The sequence below is a fragment of the Natronorubrum bangense genome (assembly GCF_004799645.1).
In the GTDB taxonomy this organism is placed as follows: domain Archaea; phylum Halobacteriota; class Halobacteria; order Halobacteriales; family Natrialbaceae; genus Natronorubrum; species Natronorubrum bangense.
Genome location: NZ_CP031305.1, coordinates 1,555,491 through 1,579,105, shown reverse-complemented (window position 1 = coordinate 1,579,105; position 23,615 = coordinate 1,555,491). Strand labels below are relative to the sequence as shown.

At 58.1% G+C, this 23,615-nt stretch carries 18 protein-coding genes and 3 tRNA genes; 12 read left to right on the top strand and 9 right to left on the bottom strand.

What is annotated here, in order from left to right:
* Positions 1-11: 11 nt before the first annotated feature.
* From DV706_RS07790 to DV706_RS07775, 4 genes are all read right to left on the bottom strand, one after another.
* On the bottom strand, positions 12-425 hold the full coding sequence (locus tag DV706_RS07790) for a group I intron-associated PD-(D/E)XK endonuclease (RefSeq protein ID WP_006065182.1): 414 nt from the start codon (positions 423-425) through the stop codon (positions 12-14).
* A gap of 240 nt (positions 426-665) precedes the next feature.
* Positions 666-738: transfer RNA gene (locus DV706_RS07785), tRNA-Asp, on the bottom strand.
* Positions 739-921: 183 nt separating this feature from the next.
* A tRNA-Asp gene (locus DV706_RS07780) sits at positions 922-994 on the bottom strand.
* A 185-nt stretch (positions 995-1,179) separates the two neighbouring features.
* Positions 1,180-1,252, bottom strand: a tRNA-Asp gene (locus DV706_RS07775).
* A 313-nt stretch (positions 1,253-1,565) separates the two neighbouring features.
* Here DV706_RS07775 and DV706_RS07770 point away from each other — a divergent pair.
* From DV706_RS07770 to DV706_RS07735, 8 genes are all read left to right on the top strand, one after another.
* Positions 1,566-1,793, top strand: a complete 228-nt coding sequence (locus DV706_RS07770) for a DNA-directed RNA polymerase subunit H (RefSeq protein WP_006065183.1) — start codon at positions 1,566-1,568, stop codon at positions 1,791-1,793.
* Complete coding sequence (locus tag DV706_RS07765; RefSeq protein WP_006065184.1) at positions 1,794-3,374, top strand: DNA-directed RNA polymerase subunit B''; 1,581 nt, start codon at positions 1,794-1,796, stop codon at positions 3,372-3,374.
* A gap of 4 nt (positions 3,375-3,378) precedes the next feature.
* Positions 3,379-5,208 carry a DNA-directed RNA polymerase subunit B gene (gene rpoB, locus DV706_RS07760; protein ID WP_006065185.1) on the top strand — a complete coding sequence of 610 codons (1,830 nt, stop codon included), beginning with the start codon at positions 3,379-3,381 and terminating at the stop codon, positions 5,206-5,208.
* A 1-nt stretch (position 5,209) separates the two neighbouring features.
* On the top strand, positions 5,210-8,131 hold the full coding sequence (locus DV706_RS07755; RefSeq protein WP_006065186.1) for a DNA-directed RNA polymerase subunit A': 2,922 nt from the start codon (positions 5,210-5,212) through the stop codon (positions 8,129-8,131).
* On the top strand, positions 8,124-9,320 hold the full coding sequence (gene rpoA2 / locus DV706_RS07750) for a DNA-directed RNA polymerase subunit A'' (protein WP_006065187.1): 1,197 nt from the start codon (positions 8,124-8,126) through the stop codon (positions 9,318-9,320). The genes DV706_RS07755 and rpoA2 overlap by 8 nt, the downstream gene beginning before the upstream one ends.
* A gap of 3 nt (positions 9,321-9,323) precedes the next feature.
* Complete coding sequence (locus DV706_RS07745; RefSeq protein ID WP_006065188.1) at positions 9,324-9,758, top strand: NusA-like transcription termination signal-binding factor; 435 nt, start codon at positions 9,324-9,326, stop codon at positions 9,756-9,758.
* A gap of 267 nt (positions 9,759-10,025) precedes the next feature.
* Complete coding sequence (locus DV706_RS07740; protein WP_004267302.1) at positions 10,026-10,454, top strand: 30S ribosomal protein S12; 429 nt, start codon at positions 10,026-10,028, stop codon at positions 10,452-10,454.
* 2 nt (positions 10,455-10,456) lie between these two features.
* Complete coding sequence (locus tag DV706_RS07735) at positions 10,457-11,065, top strand: 30S ribosomal protein S7 (protein ID WP_006065189.1); 609 nt, start codon at positions 10,457-10,459, stop codon at positions 11,063-11,065.
* A gap of 63 nt (positions 11,066-11,128) precedes the next feature.
* Here the strand turns inward: DV706_RS07735 and DV706_RS22030 are convergent, their stop codons facing one another.
* Positions 11,129-13,114, bottom strand: a complete 1,986-nt coding sequence (locus DV706_RS22030; RefSeq protein ID WP_049889680.1) for a hypothetical protein — start codon at positions 13,112-13,114, stop codon at positions 11,129-11,131.
* Positions 13,115-13,372: 258 nt separating this feature from the next.
* Here DV706_RS22030 and DV706_RS07725 point away from each other — a divergent pair, with 258 nt between their 5' ends.
* Both DV706_RS07725 and DV706_RS22555 read left to right on the top strand, forming a co-directional pair.
* On the top strand, positions 13,373-13,882 hold the full coding sequence (locus tag DV706_RS07725) for a HalX domain-containing protein (protein ID WP_006065191.1): 510 nt from the start codon (positions 13,373-13,375) through the stop codon (positions 13,880-13,882).
* 161 nt (positions 13,883-14,043) lie between these two features.
* Entirely contained in the window at positions 14,044-14,169 is a 126-nt protein-coding gene (locus DV706_RS22555; protein WP_449406811.1) for a DUF7503 family protein, read from the top strand.
* Between the two features lie 5 nt (positions 14,170-14,174).
* Here DV706_RS22555 and DV706_RS07720 read toward each other — a convergent pair whose 3' ends face one another.
* The 3 genes from DV706_RS07720 to DV706_RS07710 form a co-directional block, all read right to left on the bottom strand.
* Positions 14,175-16,259: a hypothetical protein gene (locus tag DV706_RS07720; protein ID WP_136350836.1), complete on the bottom strand. Its 2,085-nt coding sequence runs from the start codon at positions 16,257-16,259 to the stop codon at positions 14,175-14,177.
* A gap of 69 nt (positions 16,260-16,328) precedes the next feature.
* Entirely contained in the window at positions 16,329-17,054 is a 726-nt protein-coding gene (locus DV706_RS07715; RefSeq protein WP_006065192.1) for a DUF7504 family protein, read from the bottom strand.
* A gap of 103 nt (positions 17,055-17,157) precedes the next feature.
* Positions 17,158-17,913 (bottom strand): DUF5781 family protein, encoded by a 756-nt coding sequence (locus tag DV706_RS07710; protein ID WP_006065193.1) that lies wholly within the window; start codon positions 17,911-17,913, stop codon positions 17,158-17,160.
* A gap of 203 nt (positions 17,914-18,116) precedes the next feature.
* On the opposite strand from DV706_RS07710, the gene DV706_RS07705 reads away from it, so the two are divergent.
* Entirely contained in the window at positions 18,117-20,303 is a 2,187-nt protein-coding gene (locus DV706_RS07705; protein ID WP_006065194.1) for an elongation factor EF-2, read from the top strand.
* Positions 20,304-20,873: 570 nt separating this feature from the next.
* Here the strand turns inward: DV706_RS07705 and serS are convergent.
* Positions 20,874-22,250, bottom strand: a complete 1,377-nt coding sequence (gene serS / locus DV706_RS07695) for a serine--tRNA ligase (protein ID WP_136350835.1) — start codon at positions 22,248-22,250, stop codon at positions 20,874-20,876.
* 145 nt (positions 22,251-22,395) lie between these two features.
* Between serS and DV706_RS07690 the strand changes: the two genes are divergently transcribed.
* Positions 22,396-23,604, top strand: a complete 1,209-nt coding sequence (locus tag DV706_RS07690; protein ID WP_049889682.1) for a potassium channel family protein — start codon at positions 22,396-22,398, stop codon at positions 23,602-23,604.
* Positions 23,605-23,615: the final 11 nt, after the last annotated feature.

Sequence of the window (23,615 nt, the reverse complement as noted above, 5' to 3'; positions counted from 1 at the left end):
GATCGGACCAATCAGGGGATGGTCCCATCGAACTCGTATTCCCTCGCCCAATTTATCGAGGGATGATCGATCTCGGATTCGAAACGGAGTTCCATCTTCTGCTCAGTCGCATCAGCTATATCGATCCAGTAGAACGTCTCCGTCTCCGGGTAGTAGACGAGAAACGCATCGATATCTCCGTGATAGGTTCGTTCGTGGTATGTGCCATTTTTGCCCGTCTGAGAGTGTGTATTAAAACGGAGTGTTTCGTCTTTGTTGGGCCAGCCGGTCTTACACTGAATCCGATAGAGTTCATCGCCATCGTCGACAACGAGGTCGTATCTGTCGTTATCGCCGAACGGGATCGAGACACTGTACCCGTGTGTGAGCAGTTCCGAAAGCGCTCTCGACTCGGTTTCGTCTCCAATGGCCTTCGAATTGCGCATACAGCGGTTGCTATCGGCATCTGATAAAAACCACAGTGTACACAAAACCGAGATCATCCCACTGTAGGTGACTACGAAATCAGTGTTGTGTGTTTGAGAAGTAACTGCACCAGTTGTTCGCTTATAGAAATTAAAAACTGCCTAACGCGGGAACTGAACCCGTTCAGAGGCGTTCTATGTCGCGACCTCGTTTGGCGTTTCGAATAGCGCGACTGCTCGAGAAGTTAGATTTTGAGAAAGCGCCCGAGGCGGGATTTGAACCCGCGTCACAACCGTGACAGGGTTGTATGATGGGCCACTACACCACCCGGGCCTCCTGCAACCCTTCTTTTCCCGGTGAACTTCTTAAGGGTTGTGTTATCGGTATTGTCAGATTTAGTAACATGGCAGTATGTTCATCATCTTGAATACTTTCGGCTGGCTCGAGATTACTGGACATCGGTGAGGATATTCCAGTACAATAGACTGACTCTCGAGAAGTTAGATTTTGAGAAAGCGCCCGAGGCGGGATTTGAACCCGCGTCACAACCGTGACAGGGTTGTATGATGGGCCACTACACCACCCGGGCTTCCTGCAACTCCTTCTTTCCCGGTGAACTTCTTAAGGGTTGTGTTATCGGTATTGTCAGTTATAGTTAATATATCTGTGTGAGGGTTCGTTCGATACGTTCGGCCGGCTCGAGATCCCTAAACGTCGGTTGTGGATACTCCGGTATAGCAGACCAGCTGCTCGAGAAGTTAGATTTTGAGAAAGCGCCCGAGGCGGGATTTGAACCCGCGTCACAACCGTGACAGGGTTGTATGATGGGCCACTACACCACCCGGGCTTCCTGCAACTCTTTCTTTCCCGGTGAACTTCTTAAGGCTTTCCAATCGAGAGGACCATGGTACGGTGAATCGGGACACGGCATGCCCCTCAAATACACTTATGTCATATAGTAACATGCTCCACAAGGAATTTAACTGATACTGGGCTATTATCGAATGTGATCGGCACCTCCGGTCAGGTTTGCCCGGCCGGATAGCTGTTGCTCCCGATCGAGTTAGTAACCGTTAAATGCGTCCCGCCGGTATCTGCCTGTAGTATCTCGTGACAGCCGCTTCTTTCCCGATAGCCCACACGCACATCAATCCCAACACATGGTAGACGTAAGCCAACACGAACTCGTGCCGGAACACACCGTCCTCGAGGAAGAGGTCCTCGAGGAGGTTCTCTCCGAGTACGACATCGACCGTACAGACCTGCCCAAAATCAAATATACCGACGCCGCACTCCCGGACGACGCGGAGGTCGGTGACGTCATCAAGATCGTTCGGAACTCGCGGACGACCGATCAGGCGATTATCTATCGACTTGTGGTGGAATAAATGGCAATGGAACTTGACCGAACGAAACGACGTGACATTTCGCGCGAATACTTTTCGAAGGAACGACTCGCCGAACACCACTACCGCTCGTTCAACGCCTTCCTCAACCGAGGGATGCAGGAAGTCGTCGACGAGAAGGCAACGATCGACACCGACATCGGTGACAAAGAAGGCGAGGAACCAGTCCACGTCGAACTTGGCGACGTTCGTGTCGTCACACCGCGTGTGCGAGAGGCCGACGGGTCGGAGGAACTTCTCTACCCACAGGAAGCTCGACTTCGGAACATCACCTACTCCGCACCTGTCTTCATGGAGATGTCCATCGTCAAAGGCGAGGAAGGCGACCAGCGGGTCGTCGACTCGACCGAGACGAAGATCGGCCGGATGCCGATTATGGTCGGCTCCGACAAATGTAACATCGCCGGCTTCTCCGATGAAGAACTGATCGAAATCGGTGAAGACCCCGCCGACCCTGGCGGCTACTTCATCGTCAACGGCTCCGAGCGCGTTCTGATGACCAGCGAGGACCTCGCACCGAACAAGATCCTCGCCGAGTACGACACCAAGTACGGCGACGAGATTCAGGTCGCCAAAACGTTCAGCCAGCGCCGTGGCTACCGTGCACTGGTGCTGTGTGAACGAACACGTGACGGCCTCCTCGAGGTCTCGTTCCCCTCGGTGTCGGGCTCGATCGACTTCGTGACGCTCGTGCGTGCACTTGGCCTCGAGAGCGACGAGGAGATCGTCCACAAGGTCTCGAACGACCCCGAGGTCGTCAAGTACATGCTCGAGAACTTGGAGGAAGCGGAGGTCCAAACCGAGGAAGAAGCGATCGAGACGCTCGGGAAACGCGTCGCCTCGGGCCAGGGGAAAAACTACCAGCTCAAGCGCGCGAACTACGTCATCGACCGCTATCTCCTCCCACACCTCCACGAGGACGGTGTCGAGGAAGAAGACGTCCGGATCAACAAGGCACACTATCTCTGTCGGATGGCCGAGGCCTGTTTCGAACTCGCACTCAACCGACGCGAGGCCGACGACAAAGACCACTACGCCAACAAGCGCCTGAAGGTCAGCGGCGACCTGATGAAAGACCTGTTCCGGACCGCGCTGAACAAGCTGGCACGGGACGTCAAGTACCAGCTCGAGCGCGCAAACATGCGAAACCGGAACCTCTCTGTCTCGACGGTTGTGCGCTCGGACGTGCTCACCGAACGACTGGAGCACCCGATCGCGACGGGCAACTGGGTCGGTGGCCGCTCCGGCGTGAGCCAGCTGGTCGACCGGACCGACTTCATGGGGGTTCTCTCTCACCTTCGGCGGCTCCGATCGCCGCTGTCGCGCAGTCAGCCCCACTTCGAGGCACGGGACCTTCACGCGACCCAGTGGGGTCGTATCTGTCCCTCGGAGACGCCTGAGGGGCCAAACTGTGGCCTGGTGAAGAACTTCGCACAGGCGATGGAGCTCTCCCAGAACGTCGAGGACGAACAGGAACTCAAACGCGAACTGGCATCGATGGGCGTCGAGGGCATTCCGGGCCTCGAGGGCATCGAACGATCGACATCGACGGCAGACGACTAATACAATGAGCAGCCAACAACGAGAAGCCAAGGTATACGTCAACGGGTCGCTGGTGGGGACACATCCCGACCCGCACGAGCTAGCCGAACAGATTCGCGAAGCACGACGCATCGGGGACGTCAGCGAGATGGTCAACGTCTCGGTCAAAGAGCGTACCCGCGAAGTGATCGTCAACGCCGACGCCGGTCGTGCACGTCGACCACTGCTGGTCGTCGAGGACGGCGAGCCCCGGATTACCGACCAGGAGGTCGAGGCGCTTCAGCAGGGAGACCTCGAGTTCGAGGACCTCGTCGATCACGGCTATATCGAGTTTATCGACGCCGAGGAAGAAGAGGACATCTACGTCGCCGTCGACGAGGACGACGTCACGGAAAAACACACGCACCTCGAGATCGATCCTTCCCTGATTTTCGGGATCGGTGCGGGGATGATTCCGTACCCAGAGCACAACGCGAGTCCGCGTATTACGATGGGTGCCGGGATGGTCAAACAGTCGCTCGGACTGCCGAGTGCAAACTACCGCATCCGGCCGGACACGCGCCAGCACCTGCTGCACTATCCGCAGCTCTCGATGGTCAAGACCCAGACGACTGAACAGATCGGCTTCGACGAGCGGCCTGCCGCACAGAACTTCGTCGTCGCCGTGATGAGCTATGAAGGGTTCAACATCGAGGACGCGCTGGTCATGAACAAAGCCAGCGTCGAGCGTGCACTCGCTCGCTCGCACTTCTTCCGAACCTACGAGGGCGAGGAGCGACGCTACCCCGGTGGACAGGAAGACCGCTTCGAAATCCCAAGCCAGGACGTTCGTGGTGCACGCGGCGAGGAAGCCTACGCCCACCTGGACGAAGACGGGCTGGTCAACCCCGAGACGCGAGTCGACGAGAACTCCGTCTTGCTCGGGAAGACCTCCCCGCCACGGTTCCTGGAAGAACCCGACGACATGGGTGGCCTCTCGCCACAGAAACGTCGCGAGACGTCGGTGACGATGCGCTCGGGCGAATCCGGCGTCGTCGACACGGTCACGCTGATGGAAGGCGAGGACGGCTCGAAGCTCTCGAAGGTCTCGGTGCGTGACGAGCGAATCCCGGAACTCGGGGACAAGTTCGCGAGTCGCCACGGCCAGAAGGGGGTTGTCGGCCACCTCGCTCCACAGGAGGACATGCCGTTCACGCAGGATGGCGTCGTTCCCGACCTCGTCCTCAACCCACACGCGCTGCCGTCGCGGATGACCGTCGGACACATCCTCGAGATGATCGGCGGCAAACTCGGTGCGATGGAAGGCCGTCGCGTCGACGGGACACCGTTCCTCGGTGAAGACGAATCCGAGCTTCGAGGCGGTCTGGAGGACGCCGGCTTCGACTCCGCGGGCAAAGAGGTCATGTACTCCGGTGTCACCGGGGAGAAGATTGAGGCCGAGATCTTCGTTGGAATCATTTTCTACCAGAAGCTCTACCACATGGTCTCGAACAAACTGCACGCCCGTTCGCGCGGGCCGGTGCAGGTGCTGACCCGCCAGCCAACGGAGGGGCGCGCCCGCGAGGGTGGTCTCCGTATCGGGGAGATGGAACGGGACGTGTTCATCGGCCACGGTGCGGCCATGACGCTCAAAGAACGACTGGTCGACGAATCCGACCGCGAGGAGGTGTACATCTCCGCGGAAACCGGCATGATCGCGGTTCAAGACGTCAATCAACGTCGTGTCTACGACCAGCTCACCGGTGACGAAAGCGACATCCACCGCGTCGAAATCAGTTACGCGTTCAAACTGTTGCTAGACGAGATGATGGCACTCGGCATTCGACCACGGCTCAACCTCAAGGACGCAGTTTAACATGTCAATCCAAACACCAAAAGAACTCGACGAGATCCAGTTCGGGCTCATGGACCCGGAGACGTATCGGGACCTCTCGGTCACGAAGGTCATTACGGCGGACACCTACGACGACGACGGTTTCCCCATCGATATGGGGCTTATGGACACGCGTCTGGGCGTCATCGACCCCGGTCTCGAGTGTCCGACCTGTGGACAACACTCTGGATCGTGTCCGGGCCACTTCGGACACATCGAACTCGCTGCGCCGGTCATTCACGTCGGCTTTACGAAGCTCATCCGTCGACTGCTGCGTGGCACGTGCCGGGAGTGTTCACGGCTGTTGCTCACCGAAGACGAAAAAGAGGAGTTCCGCGAACGGCTTGCGGAAGCGAAACGCCTCAGCCGTGACCCACAGGACGTGTTGAAAGCGGCGATTCGGCAGGCAAGAAAGAAAGACCGATGTCCGCACTGTGGCGAGGTCCAGTACGACATCGACCACGAAAAGCCGACGACGTACTACGAGGTCCAGCAGGTGCTGACCAGCGAGTACTCCCAGCGCATCGCCGCGGCGATGCAGGGCGGCGAAGACGGCAAACGGATGTCGCCAGACGAACTTGCCGACGAGACCGATATCGATCTCACCCGAATCAACGAGATTCTCTCAGGTTCGTTCCGCCCGCGAGAGAGTCAGCGCAAATCGATCGAGAAAGCCCTCGACATCGACCTCACGGAAGAGGACACCAACAAGCTGATGCCCTCCGATATTCGGGACTGGTTCGAAGCGATTCCCGACGAGGACATCGAAGTCCTGGGTATCAATTCCGAGCGCTCGCGTCCCGAGTGGATGATTCTGACCGTGTTGCCGGTTCCACCCGTGACGACACGGCCGTCGATCACGCTCGATAACGGCCAGCGCTCCGAAGACGACCTTACCCACAAACTCGTGGACATCATCCGGATCAACCAGCGGTTCATGGAGAACCGTGAAGCCGGTGCCCCACAGCTGATCATCGAGGACCTCTGGGAACTGCTCCAGTACCACGTCACCACGTTCATGGACAACGAGATTTCGGGGACGCCGCCCGCTCGTCACCGCTCGGGACGGCCGCTCAAGACACTCTCTCAGCGCCTGAAGGGCAAAGAGGGACGGTTCCGTGGCTCGCTGTCCGGGAAGCGTGTCAACTTCTCCGCCCGAACCGTTATCTCACCTGACCCAACGCTGAGTCTGAACGAGGTTGGGGTTCCGGATCGGGTCGCAAAGGAGATGACCCAGACGATGAACGTCACCGAGCGCAATCTCGAGGAGGCTCGGCGATTCGTCTCCAACGGCCCAGAGGGCCATCCTGGCGCAAACTACGTTCGCCGACCGGACGGTCGTCGACTCAAAGTCACCGAGAAGAACTGCGAACAGCTCGCCGAGAAAGTCGAGGCCGGCTGGGAGGTCAACCGCCACCTCATCGACGGCGACATCATCATCTTCAACCGGCAGCCGTCGCTCCACCGGATGTCGATCATGGCCCACGAGGTCGTGGTCATGCCGTACAAGACGTTCCGACTCAACACGGTTGTCTGTCCGCCGTACAACGCCGACTTCGACGGCGACGAGATGAACATGCACGCCCTCCAAAACGAGGAGGCTCGCGCCGAGGCGCGCGTGCTCATGCGTGTCCAAGAACAGATGCTCTCGCCGCGATTCGGTGAGAACATCATCGGTGCGATCCAGGACCACATCTCCGGAACGTACCTGCTTACCCACGACAACCCACGGTTCAACGAAACCCAGGCACTCGACCTGCTCCGTGCGACGCGGATCGACGAACTGCCCGAGCCAAGCGGGATCGACGACGAAGGCAAGCCGTTCTGGACCGGCTACGCCGTCTTCTCCGAACTGCTTCCCGACGACCTCAACCTCAATTTCACTGGGACGATCGGCGAAGACGTCATCATCGAAGACGGACAGCTCCTCGAGGGAACCATCGCCGAAGACGAGGTCGGCGAGTTCGGCGGCGAGATCGTCGACACGATCACGAAGGTCTACGGCAACACGCGTGCCCGGATCTTCGTCAACGAGCTCTCGACGCTGGCGATGCGTGCGATCATGCACTTCGGGTTCTCGATCGGGATCGACGACGAGACGATTCCAAAAGAAGCCCAAGACCGCATCGACGAGACGATCGACGACGCCAACGACCGCGTCGAGGAACTCATCGAGGCCTACGAACGGGGCGAACTCGAGTCCCTACCAGGCCGGACGATCGACGAGACCCTCGAGATGAAGATCATGCAGACGCTCTCGCGTGCGCGTGACAACGCCGGGAACATCGCCGACGAGCACTTCGAAGACGACAACCCGGCCGTCGTCATGGCAAACTCCGGTGCCCGTGGGTCGATGCTCAACCTGACCCAGATGGCCGGCGCCGTCGGCCAGCAGGCAGTTCGAGGCGAGCGAATCAACCGTGGCTACGAGGACCGCACCCTCAGCCACTACGAGCCAAACGACCTCTCGGCAGAAGCCCACGGCTTCGTCGAGAACTCCTATACGAGCGGGCTGACCCCACGGGAGTTCTTCTTCCACGCGATGGGTGGCCGGGAAGGACTGGTCGACACGGCAGTCCGAACCTCCAAGTCCGGATACCTCCAGCGTCGGCTGATTAACGCCCTCTCGGAACTCGAAACCCAGTACGACGGCACCGTCCGAGACACCTCGGACACCATCGTCCAGTTCGAGTTCGGTGAGGACGGTACCTCGCCAGTCAAGGTGTCCTCCAGCGCGGACAACGACATCGACGTCGACGAAATCGCCACGAAGGTTCTCGACGAGGAGTTCGACTCCGAAGAGGAGAAGGAGGCGTTCTTCAGCCGGAAACCGGAGCCGACGAACCTCTCCGAGCATGCGGATAGCCGCGTTGTCGACCGAACGGAGGTGACCTCCGATGACTGAGGTCGACTACGACGTCACCGACGACATGATCGCCGTCGTCGAAGACACCGACCTCCCCCGTCGTCTCAAGGACAACGTCTACGAGACACTCGAGAAACGCGGTGACGCCACCGTCGAGGACGCAGACGACGTCGCAAGAGCCGTTGAAGCCCGATATCTCGATACTCGAGTCGACCCACTCGACCCTGTCGGGACCGTCTCCGCCCAGTCGATCGGCGAACCCGGAACGCAGCTGACGATGAACACGTTCCACTACGCCGGTGTCGCAGAGATCGACGTGACCCAGGGGCTGCCGCGACTGATCGAACTGGTCGACGCACGGAAGACCCCTGACACGCCGATGATGACCGTCTATCTCGAAGACGAGTACGCGACCGAACGCGAGAAGGCCCACGAGGTCGTCTGGAACATCGAGGCGACGAAGATCCTCGCGCTGGGTGACGTCTCGACGAACGTCGCGGATATGCGAGTCCAGATCTCGCTCAACGAGGACACGCTCAAAGAGCGTATGATCACGCCCGAAGAGGTCGCCTCGATCATCGAGGACAACCTCGGCGTCAGCACGATCCAGCAGGGCACCCAGATTCAGTTCGGCCCCGAAGAGCCGTCCTACCGTGACCTGCTCCAGCTCGTCGAAGAGCTGCGTGAGATCACGTTCAAAGGCATCGAAGAGATCTCTCGTGTCGTCATCCGACGCGAGGAACTCGAGGACGGCGAGGAGTTCGTCCTCTACACCGAGGGGTCGGCGTTTGGTGACGCCCTCGAGATCGAGGGTGTCGACGCCTCGCGAACGACGTGTAACAACATCCACGAGATCCACCGCAACCTCGGTATCGAGGCTGCCCGTGAGACGATCATCGAGGAGACGAACAACACGCTCGCAGAGCAGGGACTTGACGACGTTAACGTTCGTCACCTGATGCTCGTCGCCGACATGATGACCAACCGCGGCGAGATCGAATCGATCGGTCGCCACGGTATCTCGGGTTCGAAAGACTCGGTGTTGGCTCGCGCAGCGTTCGAAGTGACGGTCAACCACCTGCTCAACGCCGCAATCCACGGCGAAGTCGACGAACTCGACGGCGTCACGGAGAACGTCATCGTCGGCAAACCGATCAAGCTCGGCACCGGTGACGTCGATCTGCGGATGGGATCGACAAGCACCGGCTCCGGCGGCCAAGCCGACTGATCGATGGGTGTTACCCTCGACGACGACGCCCGTCAGTATCTCGCCGCATTCGAGGATACAACGGGCGTGGATGGACAGGACTGTCTCGTCACCACGGCCGATGCAGATGACGAACGACTCCTCATCGTCGTCTCGAGCGGGCGGATGAGCGAAGCTATCGGTCCGGGCGGACGAACCGTCAAACGATACGAGGACCGTGTCGGCCACCCCGTCAGGCTCGTCGAAGACGCCGACGACCCAGAGGAGTTCGTCGCGAACACGCTCGCCCCAGCGGCAGTGTACAACGTCACGATCAGCGAAAACGACGATACCGTCGCCTACGTCGAAGTCGCCGACGCCGACCGTGGCGTCGCAATCGGGACAAACGGCCGGACGATCGAGGCTGCACGAACGCTCGTGGATCGCCACTTCGGGATCGACGACGTACAGCTGCTCTGATCGCTGGCGACACCGTTTTTTGAGCACCACAGACGACTCGAGACACCGTCCGGACAGCGGCGTTGTTCCACAGGACTGTCATTTCCGCAACTCGCTCAGTTGGGCTCCCTCATGCCCGCCGAGATGCGCTGCGCCGTTCTCAGTCCGTAACTCGAGCAGCGAAACGCGCTCAGATTCGGCGAGCGGGGTGCCTCGAGGACTCTCGTGGCGTAACGGCGACTCGAAACAGGGATGCTTAAGTGCCTTCGTCGGATAGCGATGGATACTATGGCAAACGGCAAGTATGCCGCGCGCAAGCTCAAGAAGGACCGCCAGAATCAGCGGTGGTCCGACTCTGACTACGCGCGCCGCGCCCGTGGACTTCGCGAGAAGTCCGACCCACTCGAGGGTGCGCCGCAGGCTCGAGGTATTGTACTGGAAAAGGTCGGCATCGAGGCAAAACAGCCCAACTCGGCAATCCGAAAGTGTGTCCGAGTCCAGCTGATCAAAAACGGCAAACAGGTCACCGCGTTCTGTCCCGGTGACGGCGCAATCAGCTTCATCGACGAACACGACGAAGTCACCATCGCTGGTATCGGTGGGGCGAAGGGTCGTGCGATGGGTGACCTCTCCGGTGTCAACTACAAGGTTGACAAGGTCAACGGTGTTGCACTGAAAGAACTGGTTCGTGGCAACGCAGAGAAACCGGTGCGATAATCATGGCTGCAGAAGACCAACCCGACCCAGACGCCCCTGCAGGTGGCGCAGACGTCGGCGCAAAGCTGTTCGGCACGTGGGAAATCGACGAAATCGCATACAACGATCCGTCCACCGAACGCTACATTTCGGTGACGCCAGTCGCTCACACGGCCGGCCGCCACGCCAGCAAGCAGTTCAAGAAATCCCAGATCTCGATCGTCGAGCGCTTCATCAACCGCTTGATGCAGACCGAAGAGAACACGGGCAAGAAACAGCAGACGCTCAATCACGTGCGTGATGCGTTCGAACTCATCCACGAGCGCACTGACGAGAACCCGATTCAGGTGCTCGTCACCGCCGTCGAGAACGCAGCCCCACGCGAGGAGACCGTCCGCCTCAAATACGGTGGCATCTCGGTCCCCAAGGCCGTCGACGTCGCACCCCAGCGTCGTGTCGACCAGGCCCTGAAGTTCCTCGCCGAAGGCGTCTACAACGACTCGTTCAAGACCCCGACGCCCGTCGCAGAGGCCATCGCCAGCCAGCTTATCGGCGCGGCCAACTACGACGTCCAGACCTACGCGGTCAGTCAGAAAGAAGAGAAAGAGCGCGTCGCGGCAGCTGCACGCTAAGCTCTCGGTTTCCTTTTGTTTTCTTACCTCGAGAGCGGCAGTGCTCCACTTTCACCCGACGAGCTACAGTTCATGTGTCTTGATGTCGGTACTCCAACGGAGTTCGCCGTCAAATAACACAGGGAACGACTCAGTATTGAGGAGTTCCACGAAGTCGGCTGTTGACTCTGACTGTAAGCTCACTTTTCCAGACACTAAATGGTATGATTCAGATATTTTTGTGGCCATATTATATACGCTACCCATATCTTTGGACGGTGATAGATATGAATCTACAATCATATCGTTCCCGTCCTCTCCGTGACTGATTGTACCTGCCATCGGCGATCCCTGGCTTGTCTGAACGACCGTCAGCGCCCCGTCACCGACGATATGATACTGTTGCTCGCCATCTCCTCTCTTTTGAAGAACGTGTAATGCCCCATAGAGCGGTAGTCCAAAGTTCAAGAGACGAGCAATTGTACGTCCCGCATCGACTGCGGTGCTGTTTTCTATCTCGCTGAAGGTGACGATCCCGCCGATCGCACCTGCTTCGATGAGATGCAGTCCCTGTTCATGGGAACGGCACGCGTTCAGAATGAACGCTTTTGTGCCAACCGTTTCGATCCGTGATGCACTGATCGTTCCATCTGAACACCGAAACCCATCGGTATCGATATGGCCAATATAATGAACGAAGTCGCTTTCTCGAGAAAGGACCTCCTCGAGTTCATCCGTCGTAAGATCATAATGAACGGTAACATCAAGTGGAAGATCATTCCGATTCTGATAGGCACAATGGACCGTCACAAGCTCTTTACTCATCTCCGAGTCGTTACAGACGACTTCGATCTCAAGCGGTCCGTCTCGCGGTGATTGAGTGATATTATTTTGGAACGCTGACAACGTTCCTGTCCCTGTTATTTCAGTTCGCCCATCTTCCCAAGACTGCCGAAGTAGCGGGGAGACCGAAGCAGACGTCCTTGTAGCGGTTCGAGCCGATCTGCTCGCAGCAGTATCTGTTTTGACTATTGAGAGACGGTTCATAAGAAACGGCAGTAACTCAAGAGAATCTGGCGCAAGTGGATTGAGATGAACTTCAAACTGCCATTCAGGAAGGTGTGCCTGTATCGTTTCGAACGGAACCGCCAGATAGGTCTCGAGCTGTTCGGCTAGCGGTTGTTCATAGACATCTTCGATGTCAAACTCGAGAGCCGGTTCGACTGCTTGCCGTTCGTACAGCGGCAGTGGTGTCTCCCCCTCAGTTCGAACGATGCAATCGAGCAAGAAAATTTGCTTGAACACCTGCTTGACTGTCCGTTCAAACCCGTGTTCTCCCTCGAGTGGATAGGAGTAGCCGGCTTCCGTGACGAGTCGTGGCGTCGACCCCGGAACGACCGCTGCTGCGAGATAGTACGCAAGTGGTGCGACGACGAACGTGTGGCGGAGTGTCGGTGGAATCTCGATCCGGACACCTGTCTGTGGTCGTGATAACTCATCAGGAATCGTTACATCAGCACCTAACTCGACAGCTGGTGGATGGCCACGAAGTGTTGGGTACGATCGCTCAGGCGTTGTTGTTTTCAGTGCGGACCCGAACATCGAAACTGCTTGCATCACATCGGTTGGCTCTGTGGTCGTTGTGATCGTCGCTGCCGGTGATGTGTGATACGATCGCGCACTTATCACTGCTGGAGTTAGTTCTCCAAACGATATTTCAGCTTGCCCAACACCTTCGTGGACATGGACTGTGCTTTCGACGACGACATACACTTTCAAAGGGCCAGAGATATCAAGAATATATTCTGACTTTGGAAGACTCACCTTTTCGTCTGCCCTGAGTTCGGTGATAAGGATTCCATTTGGATCTCGAATGTGGATACTATTATCACTCAACACTCTGAAACCGTCAGTCAAAATTTCCACAGTTGTGTCCATCGGGTACGGTATGCAATCGTCAGAAACCGATGTCGGCGTGACTGACGTGTTTGTCTCGATTTGGTACTGCTTGCGCTCGATTGGATCGACAATCGCTAATCCGTCTGAAGTCGATTTGAATTTTGGTTTCATCGACAGAGAAAAGATGACAAACGATTCGTGGTTGTCAGCGCTAACACTTATGTGAGATTTCTGTATAGAGAAAAATATACGTTATGGCCAATTGGGAATGTCGTCCACTCGTTTCACGATATATGTGTATGCGTTGTAATGTTCCGTCCGCTCCCGACCACATTTAATAGTATCTACCAGAGGATACTAGTACGAGCTGTGTTGCAGGACTCTCCATTCCAACTATTTGTTGTCCATCCTACACTCTCTCTGGCCGAGGTGGACACCGACCGGTCTCGAGTCGCTGTAGACGTCCACAGCGCCAATTTCAATCGATCTATTCTCGACCAGATCAACGACGAATACGATCTCCTCCTTCTCGACTGGGGGCTCGAGACGCCTGACGCTCGCGGGATCCTCGATGCGTTTCAACAGAACACCCCGGACACACAGGTTCTCGTCCTCTCGGAAGACGTCCCCGAAGATGACCCCGTCAACCGTGGTGCTGACGAACTCCTCGCCGCCCCATACTCGGATGAGACGCTGCAGTTGACGGTCGAACGGTTGCTCTTACAAGGTGCCTATGAGGAAGCGATGGACGAATTTTTTAGACTCTCGACTGAGCGTGCGCTCCTCGAGAGTGAACTCCAAGCCGGTGTCGACACTGCTGATCGGTATCAGTCGGTCATCTGTAACCACTATGAGTCACGGAAACGCGCGGCCGCGATTCGTGACGAACTCTCGAGTGACGAATTCGATCAATCACTCCGGCAGCTACTCGATGAGTAGATGCAGGTTCAAGCGCTGTTTTTCGGCGGTTGCGCGGTCACGTGAGAGCACCAGCCCTTCTAAACTTTTGAACAAATTATTTCCTCCATACTCCTATTTCTTAATTATATGTTATATTAAAATAAATTTATAACAACGCACCGAGACGTCTACAATGTACCATGACGGACCTGACCCAATACCTGAAGAATCACCCACGAATGATTGGCGTGCTGTTTACCATCCTGCTAGTGCTGTCGCAAGTTGGTACTGTCGCAGCAAACAATAACGCCTTTTTTGGACCCTAGGTAGACTAGTTGAGAGCAAGTTCATCACCGAGTTCATTGCTCCACGTTACACGACCGTTCAGTATTATTGGAAACGTATCCAGCCCGATAAAATCCTGTAGTTGCATTCCCGAGATTTTGATTGGATCCGTCTTTCTCGGAGCTATATAATACAGTTCGACCTCCTCAATCTGCGGAGTGAACACCACACCCACACCGGTCCCAGTGGTCGTATACGATTTCATCTCAACCTTGAATTGAGATCCGTCGTCGTTCATGAAGCAGATGTTGGGGAGTCCTTTCTTCGATTGTGCGATTGCGATTGATCCATCGCCAACAATATGATACTGCTCGCCTACGACACTTTTTTTCCGTGCGATCTCCACCGCAGCGTACAGCGGGTACCCTCGGTTCAACAATCGTGCGATCGTACTTCCGACGCTCACTGCCCCAGTGTTCACAACGTCGTCGTGGGTCACGATGCCGCCGATGCTGCCAGCATCGATGAGGTGGAGTCCCTGATCATGCGACTGACAGCCGTTGAGTAGAAACGCCTTTGCACCGGATGTCTCGAGCAGCGATGCATCGACTGTGCCATCCGAACACTGCATCCCGCCGTCATCGATGTGGCCAATAAAGTGGAGGAAGTCAGTGTCGGACTCCAAGACGAATTCGAGTTCGTCCGTCGAGAGTTCGTAGTGGACCGTCACGTCGAATGGAAGTTCCGCTCGAGTTCCATAGACGCCGTCTACGGTCTCGAGTTCGTCTCGCATCGCTGCATCGTTGCAGACGACGTCGATTTCGATCGGATCTGCTTTCGGCTGTCGGCCGATACTGTTGTGAAACGCAGACAGTGGCGCGTTGCTGATAATCTGTGTTGACCCACTGCTGTTCCAGCGTTGTTCTATTGTCGGGATTGACGTGCCCTCGTTCGACGTTGTCGTCAGCTCTGCGTCACGGACTGGACTGTTGCTCCGGGTGAAATCCCCTCTGACGAACTCTTCGATTGCCTGTGTCGAGACCGTGGGCTGTGTGTCCGTTGGCGGCTGTGGCTCGTCTTGGACACGGATACTCGAGAGGCTGTTCGCGACGAACGGGAGAAATTCAACGCGTTCTGGATCCGGCTGGAGTCGCGTCTCGAGACTCCAATCTGGAAGGTGTCGGTCGACAGTCTCAAACGAGACGTCGGTGAGATACGTCTCGAGTTGTGCGGATAAGGGCTGGTCGTATACGGTCTCGATGTTGAACGCAAGGGCTGGTTCAATCGCGTCTCGCTCGTGTAAGGGGAGTGGTGTTGTGCCCTCGGTACGGACGATGCAATCGAGGAAAAAAACGTGTTTGAGTACACGCTCGACAGTGTCAGCAAAATCGGCCCCACAACCGAGGGAATACGTAAAACCGCTCTCGGTAACGAGCCGTGGTGTGGATCCGGGCACAACGTCGGCGCCGAGATAGTACGCCAGCGGTGCAACGACGAACACGTGGCGGGTCGTGTTCGGAATTTCGATCCGCACACCGGTTTCTGGAGCGGTAAACTGCGATGGGATATGCAACTCATCACCGAGTTCTATTTTTGGTGGGTGGCCACGGAGTGTCGGATACGACCGTTCAGGTGTCGTCGTTTTCAGTGCGGATCCGAACGTCGAAACCGCTCGCATCATGTCGGTCGGGTTCGAGGTCGTCGTAATCGTTCCTGCTGGACGCCGATGATAGGAGCGAGCACCGAGACTCACGGCCGTCGATCCATCGAGAGAGACGTAGGTCTGGTCCGTATCAGAGTAAATCTGCACCGAACTTTCGAGACGGGCATACAGCTTCAGTGGGCCGGACAGATCGAGGATATACTGCTCTCGTGGCAGTGACGCTTGTTCACTCGGACGAACTTCGGCGACCATCGATCCGTCTCGGTCGCGAACGTAGACGGTGTTACTCGTCGGCAGCGTAAGCATCGCTGTTGTAATCTCGACGGCAGCGTCTACGGGATACTGGAGCCGGTCTGTACTCACTACCTCGAGCGAAACCGGATCGTGTGTCGTGAGCCGATACCGATGGCGTTCGATCGAATCGATGACCTCCAGACCGTCGTCAGTTGGCTCGAATGTTGGGTTCATGGAATGGAGAGGGTCGTGGTGTGATCAGGAGACAGAACACGAGTGGTCACTCGAGTGGGCAGGTGGCGGTTACGACTGGGAGACGGAAACCCAGCCGGAGTGGAGTTCACCGTCGGCGATCGACCAGCGTTCCTGGGGGACGCCGTTTTGCTCTCGCAGCTCAATGATGATGTCAAACAGCGGTGCCAGTACTGATGCGGTGTCCGAGTCGCTGTCCATCGAGAGATGATAGTGGATCATCCCGTCAACAGTTTTGGCCCGACCATTAGTCAGATGGAGGAATTTGAAGACCTGTTCGGTGCCGTACTCCTCGAGCAGCGGCACCAGCGATTCGACGCCAACACGGAGTTCTGCGGGTGCAAGCCCGTTCGACTCGCCGTCGAACGTTTCAATTGCATTCGAGATTTCGATCCCCAACTCGGCGAGCGTAGTGGTCGTAACCGGTGAGTCGTCGATCGAGGGTGCGATGGGGTCCATCGTGTCCGAGTCCCCAGCACTCGCAGCAGCGCCGCGAGCCTGTGTCGCGTACCGGATGAGCGTATTCGTTGCTTGGGAACCGGATATGCCCTCGAGCAACTCGGAGGCGTCGTGGCGCGTTCCAGTCGTGGAGACCAAAACACGTCGGCGTGATTCGGCTGTCGCCTGTCCGAGTAGTCGACGACAGAGATGTCGACGCTGCGCTGGTCGGACGGAGCCGACGACGAGGACACTGGCACCCTGTCGCTTCAGTTGAGAGAGCCTATTGGAGAATCGCTCCTCGTTCGACTCGCCCCCCAGGGCGTTTCGCGAAACCATCAGTATATGTTTCAGATATGGACCTATCAAACGTTAAGTGTTCGGGCCGATCTGAGCCCAGAGATTACGTCTGACGGAACGCTGACAGTGTTCAAGTGCTATCTCACTCCGCAGCCAGTCCCTCGCCACCGACGTACGCGCGGGTGGCATCGACGAGAATTTGTCGATAGGTGCTTGCATCGGGATCGCAGGCGAGTTCGCGGAACCGTCGTTTGAACCCCTTGAAGTCCACACCGGGAGCGTCCATCGCAGCCGCGTGTGAGAGGTCGTAGAGTCGATGAGTGTCCTCGACAAGGTCGTGGCGTTCTGCCAGTGCCAGGGCAAACGCCGCGTTCACGGCCGTAATCTCCGGATCAGCACTCGTCGAAAGGCGCTCGAGACCGGGCCGAGCGGGCAGCTCTGGGCGGTCCGCGATCGCCATCGCAAGACTCGACTCGAGAAACGAGAGGAGTTTCTCTCCGGGACCAACGGCGAGCGTGATATCATCGGCGTAGATGTCTTTCATGTGATTCGCGATCTGATAACAGTGAGAGAGCTTACGTCGTTCGACGCGTTTGCCAGCCAGTGCGAGATAGAGGACCTCTTCGGTCGACTGGATGTGAGACGGGTGTTCTTGTTCGTGTCTGGCCATATGCGAAAACTCGTGTAAAGCCAGTTCGCGGGCCATGGCACTCGAGGCGGCCTGTTTCGAGATGTTGAGGACATGGTGGTCGTCGTAGTGGCCGGCCCAGGTCCGTTCGTCGGGGTCGTCTCGAAGCTGGACGGAGACGGGTAACGACAGCTCGTACTCAGTCTCGAAGAGATCTCGAGCGCTGAGAAACGGCGACGTAGGGCCAGAGCCCCGTATTCGGAGATCCATGCGTATCAGTACCAAGTTCTGTGAGTGTATGTCTCTTACGCCCAATTTCGTCGGTCGAAACTCGCCCGGCCGTCCATGTCGTCTGTTGCGTGGCATTCACTCACGCAAGTTGGAAATTCCGGCGTAAAAACCGGGATAATCGACGAATTCGCTCGAGGACGAAACACTACCCTTTTGACCCCGCTACCGGTAACAAGGAGTATATGGGCCGACGCAAGAAGATCGTCCAAGAGTGTGAACGGCTGATGGGCGAACCGGAGAACATCCGGAACATCGCCATCGCCGCTCACGTCGACCACGGTAAAACAACCCTTTCTGACAACCTCCTCGCTGGCGCCGGCATGATCTCCGACGAGACCGCTGGAGAGCAGCTCGCGATGGACACGGAAGAAGACGAGCAGGAACGTGGGATCACCATCGACGCAGCAAACGTTTCGATGACCCACGAGTACGAGGACACCAACCACCTCATCAACCTCATCGACACGCCGGGCCACGTCGACTTCGGTGGCGACGTCACGCGTGCGATGCGTGCTGTAGACGGCGCACTCGTCGTCGTCGACGCCGTCGAAGGGGCCATGCCCCAGACGGAGACAGTGCTGCGACAGGCACTGCGCGAAGGTGTCAAGCCAACACTGTTCATTAACAAAGTCGACCGCCTGATCTCGGAGCTTCAGGAAGGACCTGAAGAGATGCAGGAGCGACTCCTCGCAGTCATCCACGACGTTAACGAACTCATTCGTGGCATGACCGAGGACATGGATGACATCGACGACTGGACGGTTTCCGTCGAAGACGGAACCGTCGGCTTCGGTTCCGCCCTCTACAAATGGGGCGTTTCGATGCCGTCGATGCAGCGCACCGGCATGGACTTCGGCGAAATCATGGAACTCGAGCGCAACGACAACCGTCAGGAACTCCACGAGCGGACGCCCCTGTCGGACGTCGTCCTCGACATGGTCTGTGAGCACTTCCCGAACCCTGTCGATGCACAGCCCCGCCGTGTCCCACGCATCTGGCGTGGTGACGCCGAGTCCGACCTCGCCGAAGAGATGCGTCTCGTCGACGAGGACGGCGACGTCGTCTTCATGGTCACCGACATCGCGATGGACCCCCACGCGGGCGAAGTCGCCTCCGGTCGTGTCTTCTCGGGCTCCCTCGAGAAGGGCCAGGAGCTGTACGTCTCCGGGACCGCAGGCAAGAACCGCGTCCAGTCCGTCGGCATCTACATGGGTGGCGAACGCGAGGAAGTCGACCACGTTCCCGCAGGGAACATCGCAGCCGTCACTGGCCTGCGCGACGCCATCGCCGGTTCGACCGTCTCGAGCGTCGAGATGACGCCGTTCGAGTCGATCGAGCACATCTCGGAGCCGGTCATTACGAAGAGCGTGGAGGCCCAGACGATGGACGACCTCCCCAAGCTCATCGAAACGCTGCGTCAGGTCTCGAAAGAGGACCCAACGATCCAGATTACGATCAACGAGGACACCGGCGAGCACCTGATCTCCGGACAGGGTGAGCTTCACCTCGAGGTCATCACCCAGCGTATCGAGAAGAACCAGGGCATCCCGGTCAACACCGGTGAACCGATCGTTGTCTACCGCGAGGCAATCGACCGTGTAAGCGAAGAGGTCGAGGGTATCTCGCCAAACCGTCACAACCGCTTCTACATCTCCGCCGAGCCGCTCGACGAGGAGATCGTCGAGACGATCCGGATGGGCGAGGCGTCGATGGACATGCCTGAACTCGAGCGCCGTGAAGCGCTCCAGGAAGCCGGCATGGACAAAGACGACTCCCAGGACGTCGAGCATATCCACGGGACGAACATCCTGCTCGACCAGACCAAGGGTATCCAGCACCTGAACGAGACGATGGAGCTGTTCATCGAGGGACTCGAGGAGGCCCTCGACAACGGTCCGCTCGCCAACGAGCCGGTCCAGGGTGCACTCATCCGTCTGCACGACGCACGACTCCACGAAGACACCATCCACCGTGGCCCAGCACAGGTCATCCCCGCCACGCGTGAGGCCGTCCACAAGTCGCTGATCGTCGGTCAGATCAAGATGATGGAGCCGATGCAGGACGTCCGTATTGACGTACCAAACGACCACATGGGCGCCGCCTCCGGCGAGATTCAGGGTCGTCGTGGCCGCGTCGACGACATGTACCAGGAAGGTGACCTCATGGTCGTCGAGGGTATCGCACCCGTCGACGAGATGATCGGATTCGCCTCCGACATCCGTAGCGCGACCGAAGGTCGTGCCTCCTGGAACACTGAGAACGCCGGCTTCGAATTCATGTCCCAGTCCCTCCAGCGCGATAAGATTATGGAGATCCGAGAGCGCAAGGGCATGAAGCTCGAACTGCCACCAAGCATCGACTACATCTAAGCAGTGGACTTGACGGGCACCAGCCCGTCAGTATGCTGTTGTTGCCGTTTTCTTTCGACGTTGGGACGTGAGCGACAGCGTCCTGGATGCGAGCCTGTTCAGATAGTTAGAACAGTGAACGGACCACGCACTATGGCTGCCTACCGAGCGGCTAGTTCCAAGCTCTGACTTCGGAAAGCAATAGAATGATATTTTTTCGGTAGCGAACTGATTCCATGGGCGAACAACAAGAAATTGTATTGTCTAACCCACCGATAAAGAATGTCTTGGTAGTGTCCGCAATTGTTCTTGTCTCTACCGTCGTCGGGTCATGGGGGGTTAGCGCTACTGACAGTCTCGGGACGGTAGTAACGTGGATCTGGATCGGGATTGGACTCGCCGCACTCTATCTGCTTTACGACATCGCAAACAGTGTGAAAGAACTCAACTACAACTCTTAGCTGTTCAGTACCTCGCCCGTACTGACCGCTGAGCGGTGTTAATCCGATCAGTTACTGTAGATTTTGAAGAGAGTTGTGAGAACACCGCTTCCGTACGGAGCCAGCGCTAGCTGGCGAGTTGGTGAGGTGGTTATTCGCGTTCGCCGGCACCCAGCGCCGCCTCACCGACCTTCTCGTGGCCCTCGATGACTTCCTTCCCGCCCATGTACGGCCGCAGGGCTTCGGGAATCGTCACTGTGCCGTCTTCGTTCTGGTAGTACTCGAGGATCGCCACCATCACGCGGGGCAGGGCAAGCCCGGAGGCGTTCAGGGTGTGGAGGAACTCAGCCGATTCGTGACGCTCGGGCCGATAGCGCAGGCCGGCACGGCGAGCCTGAAAGTCCTCGAAGTTCGAGGCACTCGAGACCTCGAGCCAGCGGCCACCTTCCTCGGGGCCGTCCTCGAGGTCGTCGCCAGGGGCCCAGACTTCGATGTCGTAGGTTTTCGCGCTCGCGAACGTGAGGTCGCCGGTACAGAGTTCGAGAATGCGGTAGGGAAGGCCGAGTTCCTGGAGAACGGTTTCGGCTTCCGAAAGCAGCCCCTCGAGGCGGTCGTAGCTCGTTTCAGGTTCGACGAAGTTGACGAGTTCGACCTTGTTGAACTGGTGGACGCGAACGATCCCGCGCGTCTCGGTGCCGTGCTCGCCAGCTTCACGCCGGAAGTTCGGCGTGTACGCCTGGTGTTTGAGCGGAAGGTCGTCTTTCAGGAGGATGTCCCCACCGTACATGTTGGTGACCGGCACTTCGGCGGTCGGACAGAGCCAGAGATCGTCGTCGCCGTACTCGTCGTTGTCGCCGCCCAGCCGATAGGCGTCGTCGGCGAACTTCGGCAGCTGTCCAGTCCCGCGCATGGCCTTGCTCTTGACGGGAATCGGCGGGAAGAGGTCGACGTACCCCTGTTCGCGGTGGATATCCATCATGAACTGGATCAGCGCGTGCTCGAGTCGGGCGCCGTCGCCTTTGAGGAAATAGAAGCCAGCGCCAGTGGTCTTGGCACCGCGTTCCTCGTCGATGATGTCCAGTTCGTCGCCGAGTTCGTAGTGGGGCGTGACGTCCTCGGGCAGCGCACGGAGATCGTCGAAGCCCCAGCGCCGATCTTCGACGTTATGGCGCTCGTCGACCCCGAGTGGGACGCTCTCGTGGGGGATCTGTGGGACCTCGAGGAGGCGCTCTTTGAGTTCTTCTTTGAGCTCGGCGGCCTCGCTTTCGACGTCTTCGATCTCGGCTTTGAGCTCTTTCGAGCGAGCGATAGCCTCCTCGCGTTCTTCGTCTTTCCCTGCAGCGACGAGCTTGCCGATCTGCGTGGTGATCTCGTTGCGGTCGTGGCGCAGGTCATCGCCGCGGGCTTTCAGCTCTCGCCAGCGCTCGTCGATCTCGAGGATTTCGTCGAGATCGACGTCAGCACCTCGGTTGTCGAGGGCATCGCGCGCCGCGTCGGTGTTTTCGCGCAGATAAGTCCGATCGTGCATTGCTGGATCCTTCTTTGTGCCCCTCCAAAACCGTGTCGGAAGGCTGCATCGTGTGGCCACGATGGCCACATCCGGGCTGTGGATCGCCGGTTACATCGACCGCGCTCGGGAAACGTTTTTTTCGGCAGGGAACCGTCTTCGGTGTATGGACCCGCTCGAGGGCGAAGCGTCGTCGGTATCGGTTGAGTACGAGCCCGTCAGCGTCAAGGACGTGCTCGTCGAGATGAAAGACACGGCGGAGCTGCTGATCGATCTCTCTTATTCTGCAGTGCTCCACCGGAACACGGATCTCGCACAGGAAGTGCTCAAGCTCGAACAGCGCATGGACGTCCTCGAGCTTCGAGCACGGATGAGCCTCATGATGGCCGTGCGCAAGCCTGATGACGCCGAGGAGCTCGCTCCCGTGTTGGGAATCGTCGCCGCGACCGGTGAGATAAGCGATGCTGCCGGTGACATCGCAAAAATCGTCTTAGAGGAGATGGGGCTCCCCGATGCCATGCGTGCAGCGCTGCCCGAAGCCGCCGAAACGCTCGTTCGCGGCGTCGTCGATCCCAACTCCGCGTACGCTGATCGAACCCTCGTCGATATCGACCTTGAGTCGGAGACAGGGGTGCGCGTGATCGCGCTCCGGCGTGGTGACGACTGGCTGCTCAACCCCGGCCCGGAGACAACTGTCGCGTCCGACGATGTCGCGTTGCTCCGCGGCCCCGAGCTGGCGATTGGCGATGTCTACGAGACACTGACTGGCGACGTCTACGAGACGCCAACCGTCGACGACCCCGGGATTGAAGACTTAGAGCGGGCAGTGGACACGATTATCCACATGAAGAACCTCTCGGAGCTGGCGGTCGATCTGGCTTACAGTAGCGTGCTGTTCGACAGCGCAAAACTGGCCGAAGAGGTCCGAAACTTAGAGATCGAGGTCGACGCGTTACAGTCACGCTTTGAAGCCTGGACGCTGCGGGCGGCTGCCGACGCGGCGGATCCAGTGACGCTTCGGGGACTGATCCGACTGGGCAGCAGTACGGAGGTGATCAGCGACGCAGCGATCGACATCAGCGAGGGTGTGCTTCGAGATATCGACGTCCACCCGGTCGTGCAGCTGGCAGTTCAGGAAAGCGACGAGCTCATCACACGCGTCGAGATCGAGTCGGGAAGCGAACTCGACGGCACGTCGGTCGCAGCCGGCGTCCCGGACGTCGAGTCGACGATGTCGGTGATCGCCATCCGCCGGCCCGACGAAGGCTGGCTACTTGTGACTGACTCCGATGCCGAACTCCGTGGTGGCGACATCCTCATCTCCAAAGGGACACGGACGGCCGCGAGCGAGTTCGAAGCACTGGCACAGGCCTGATCGGCATCCGA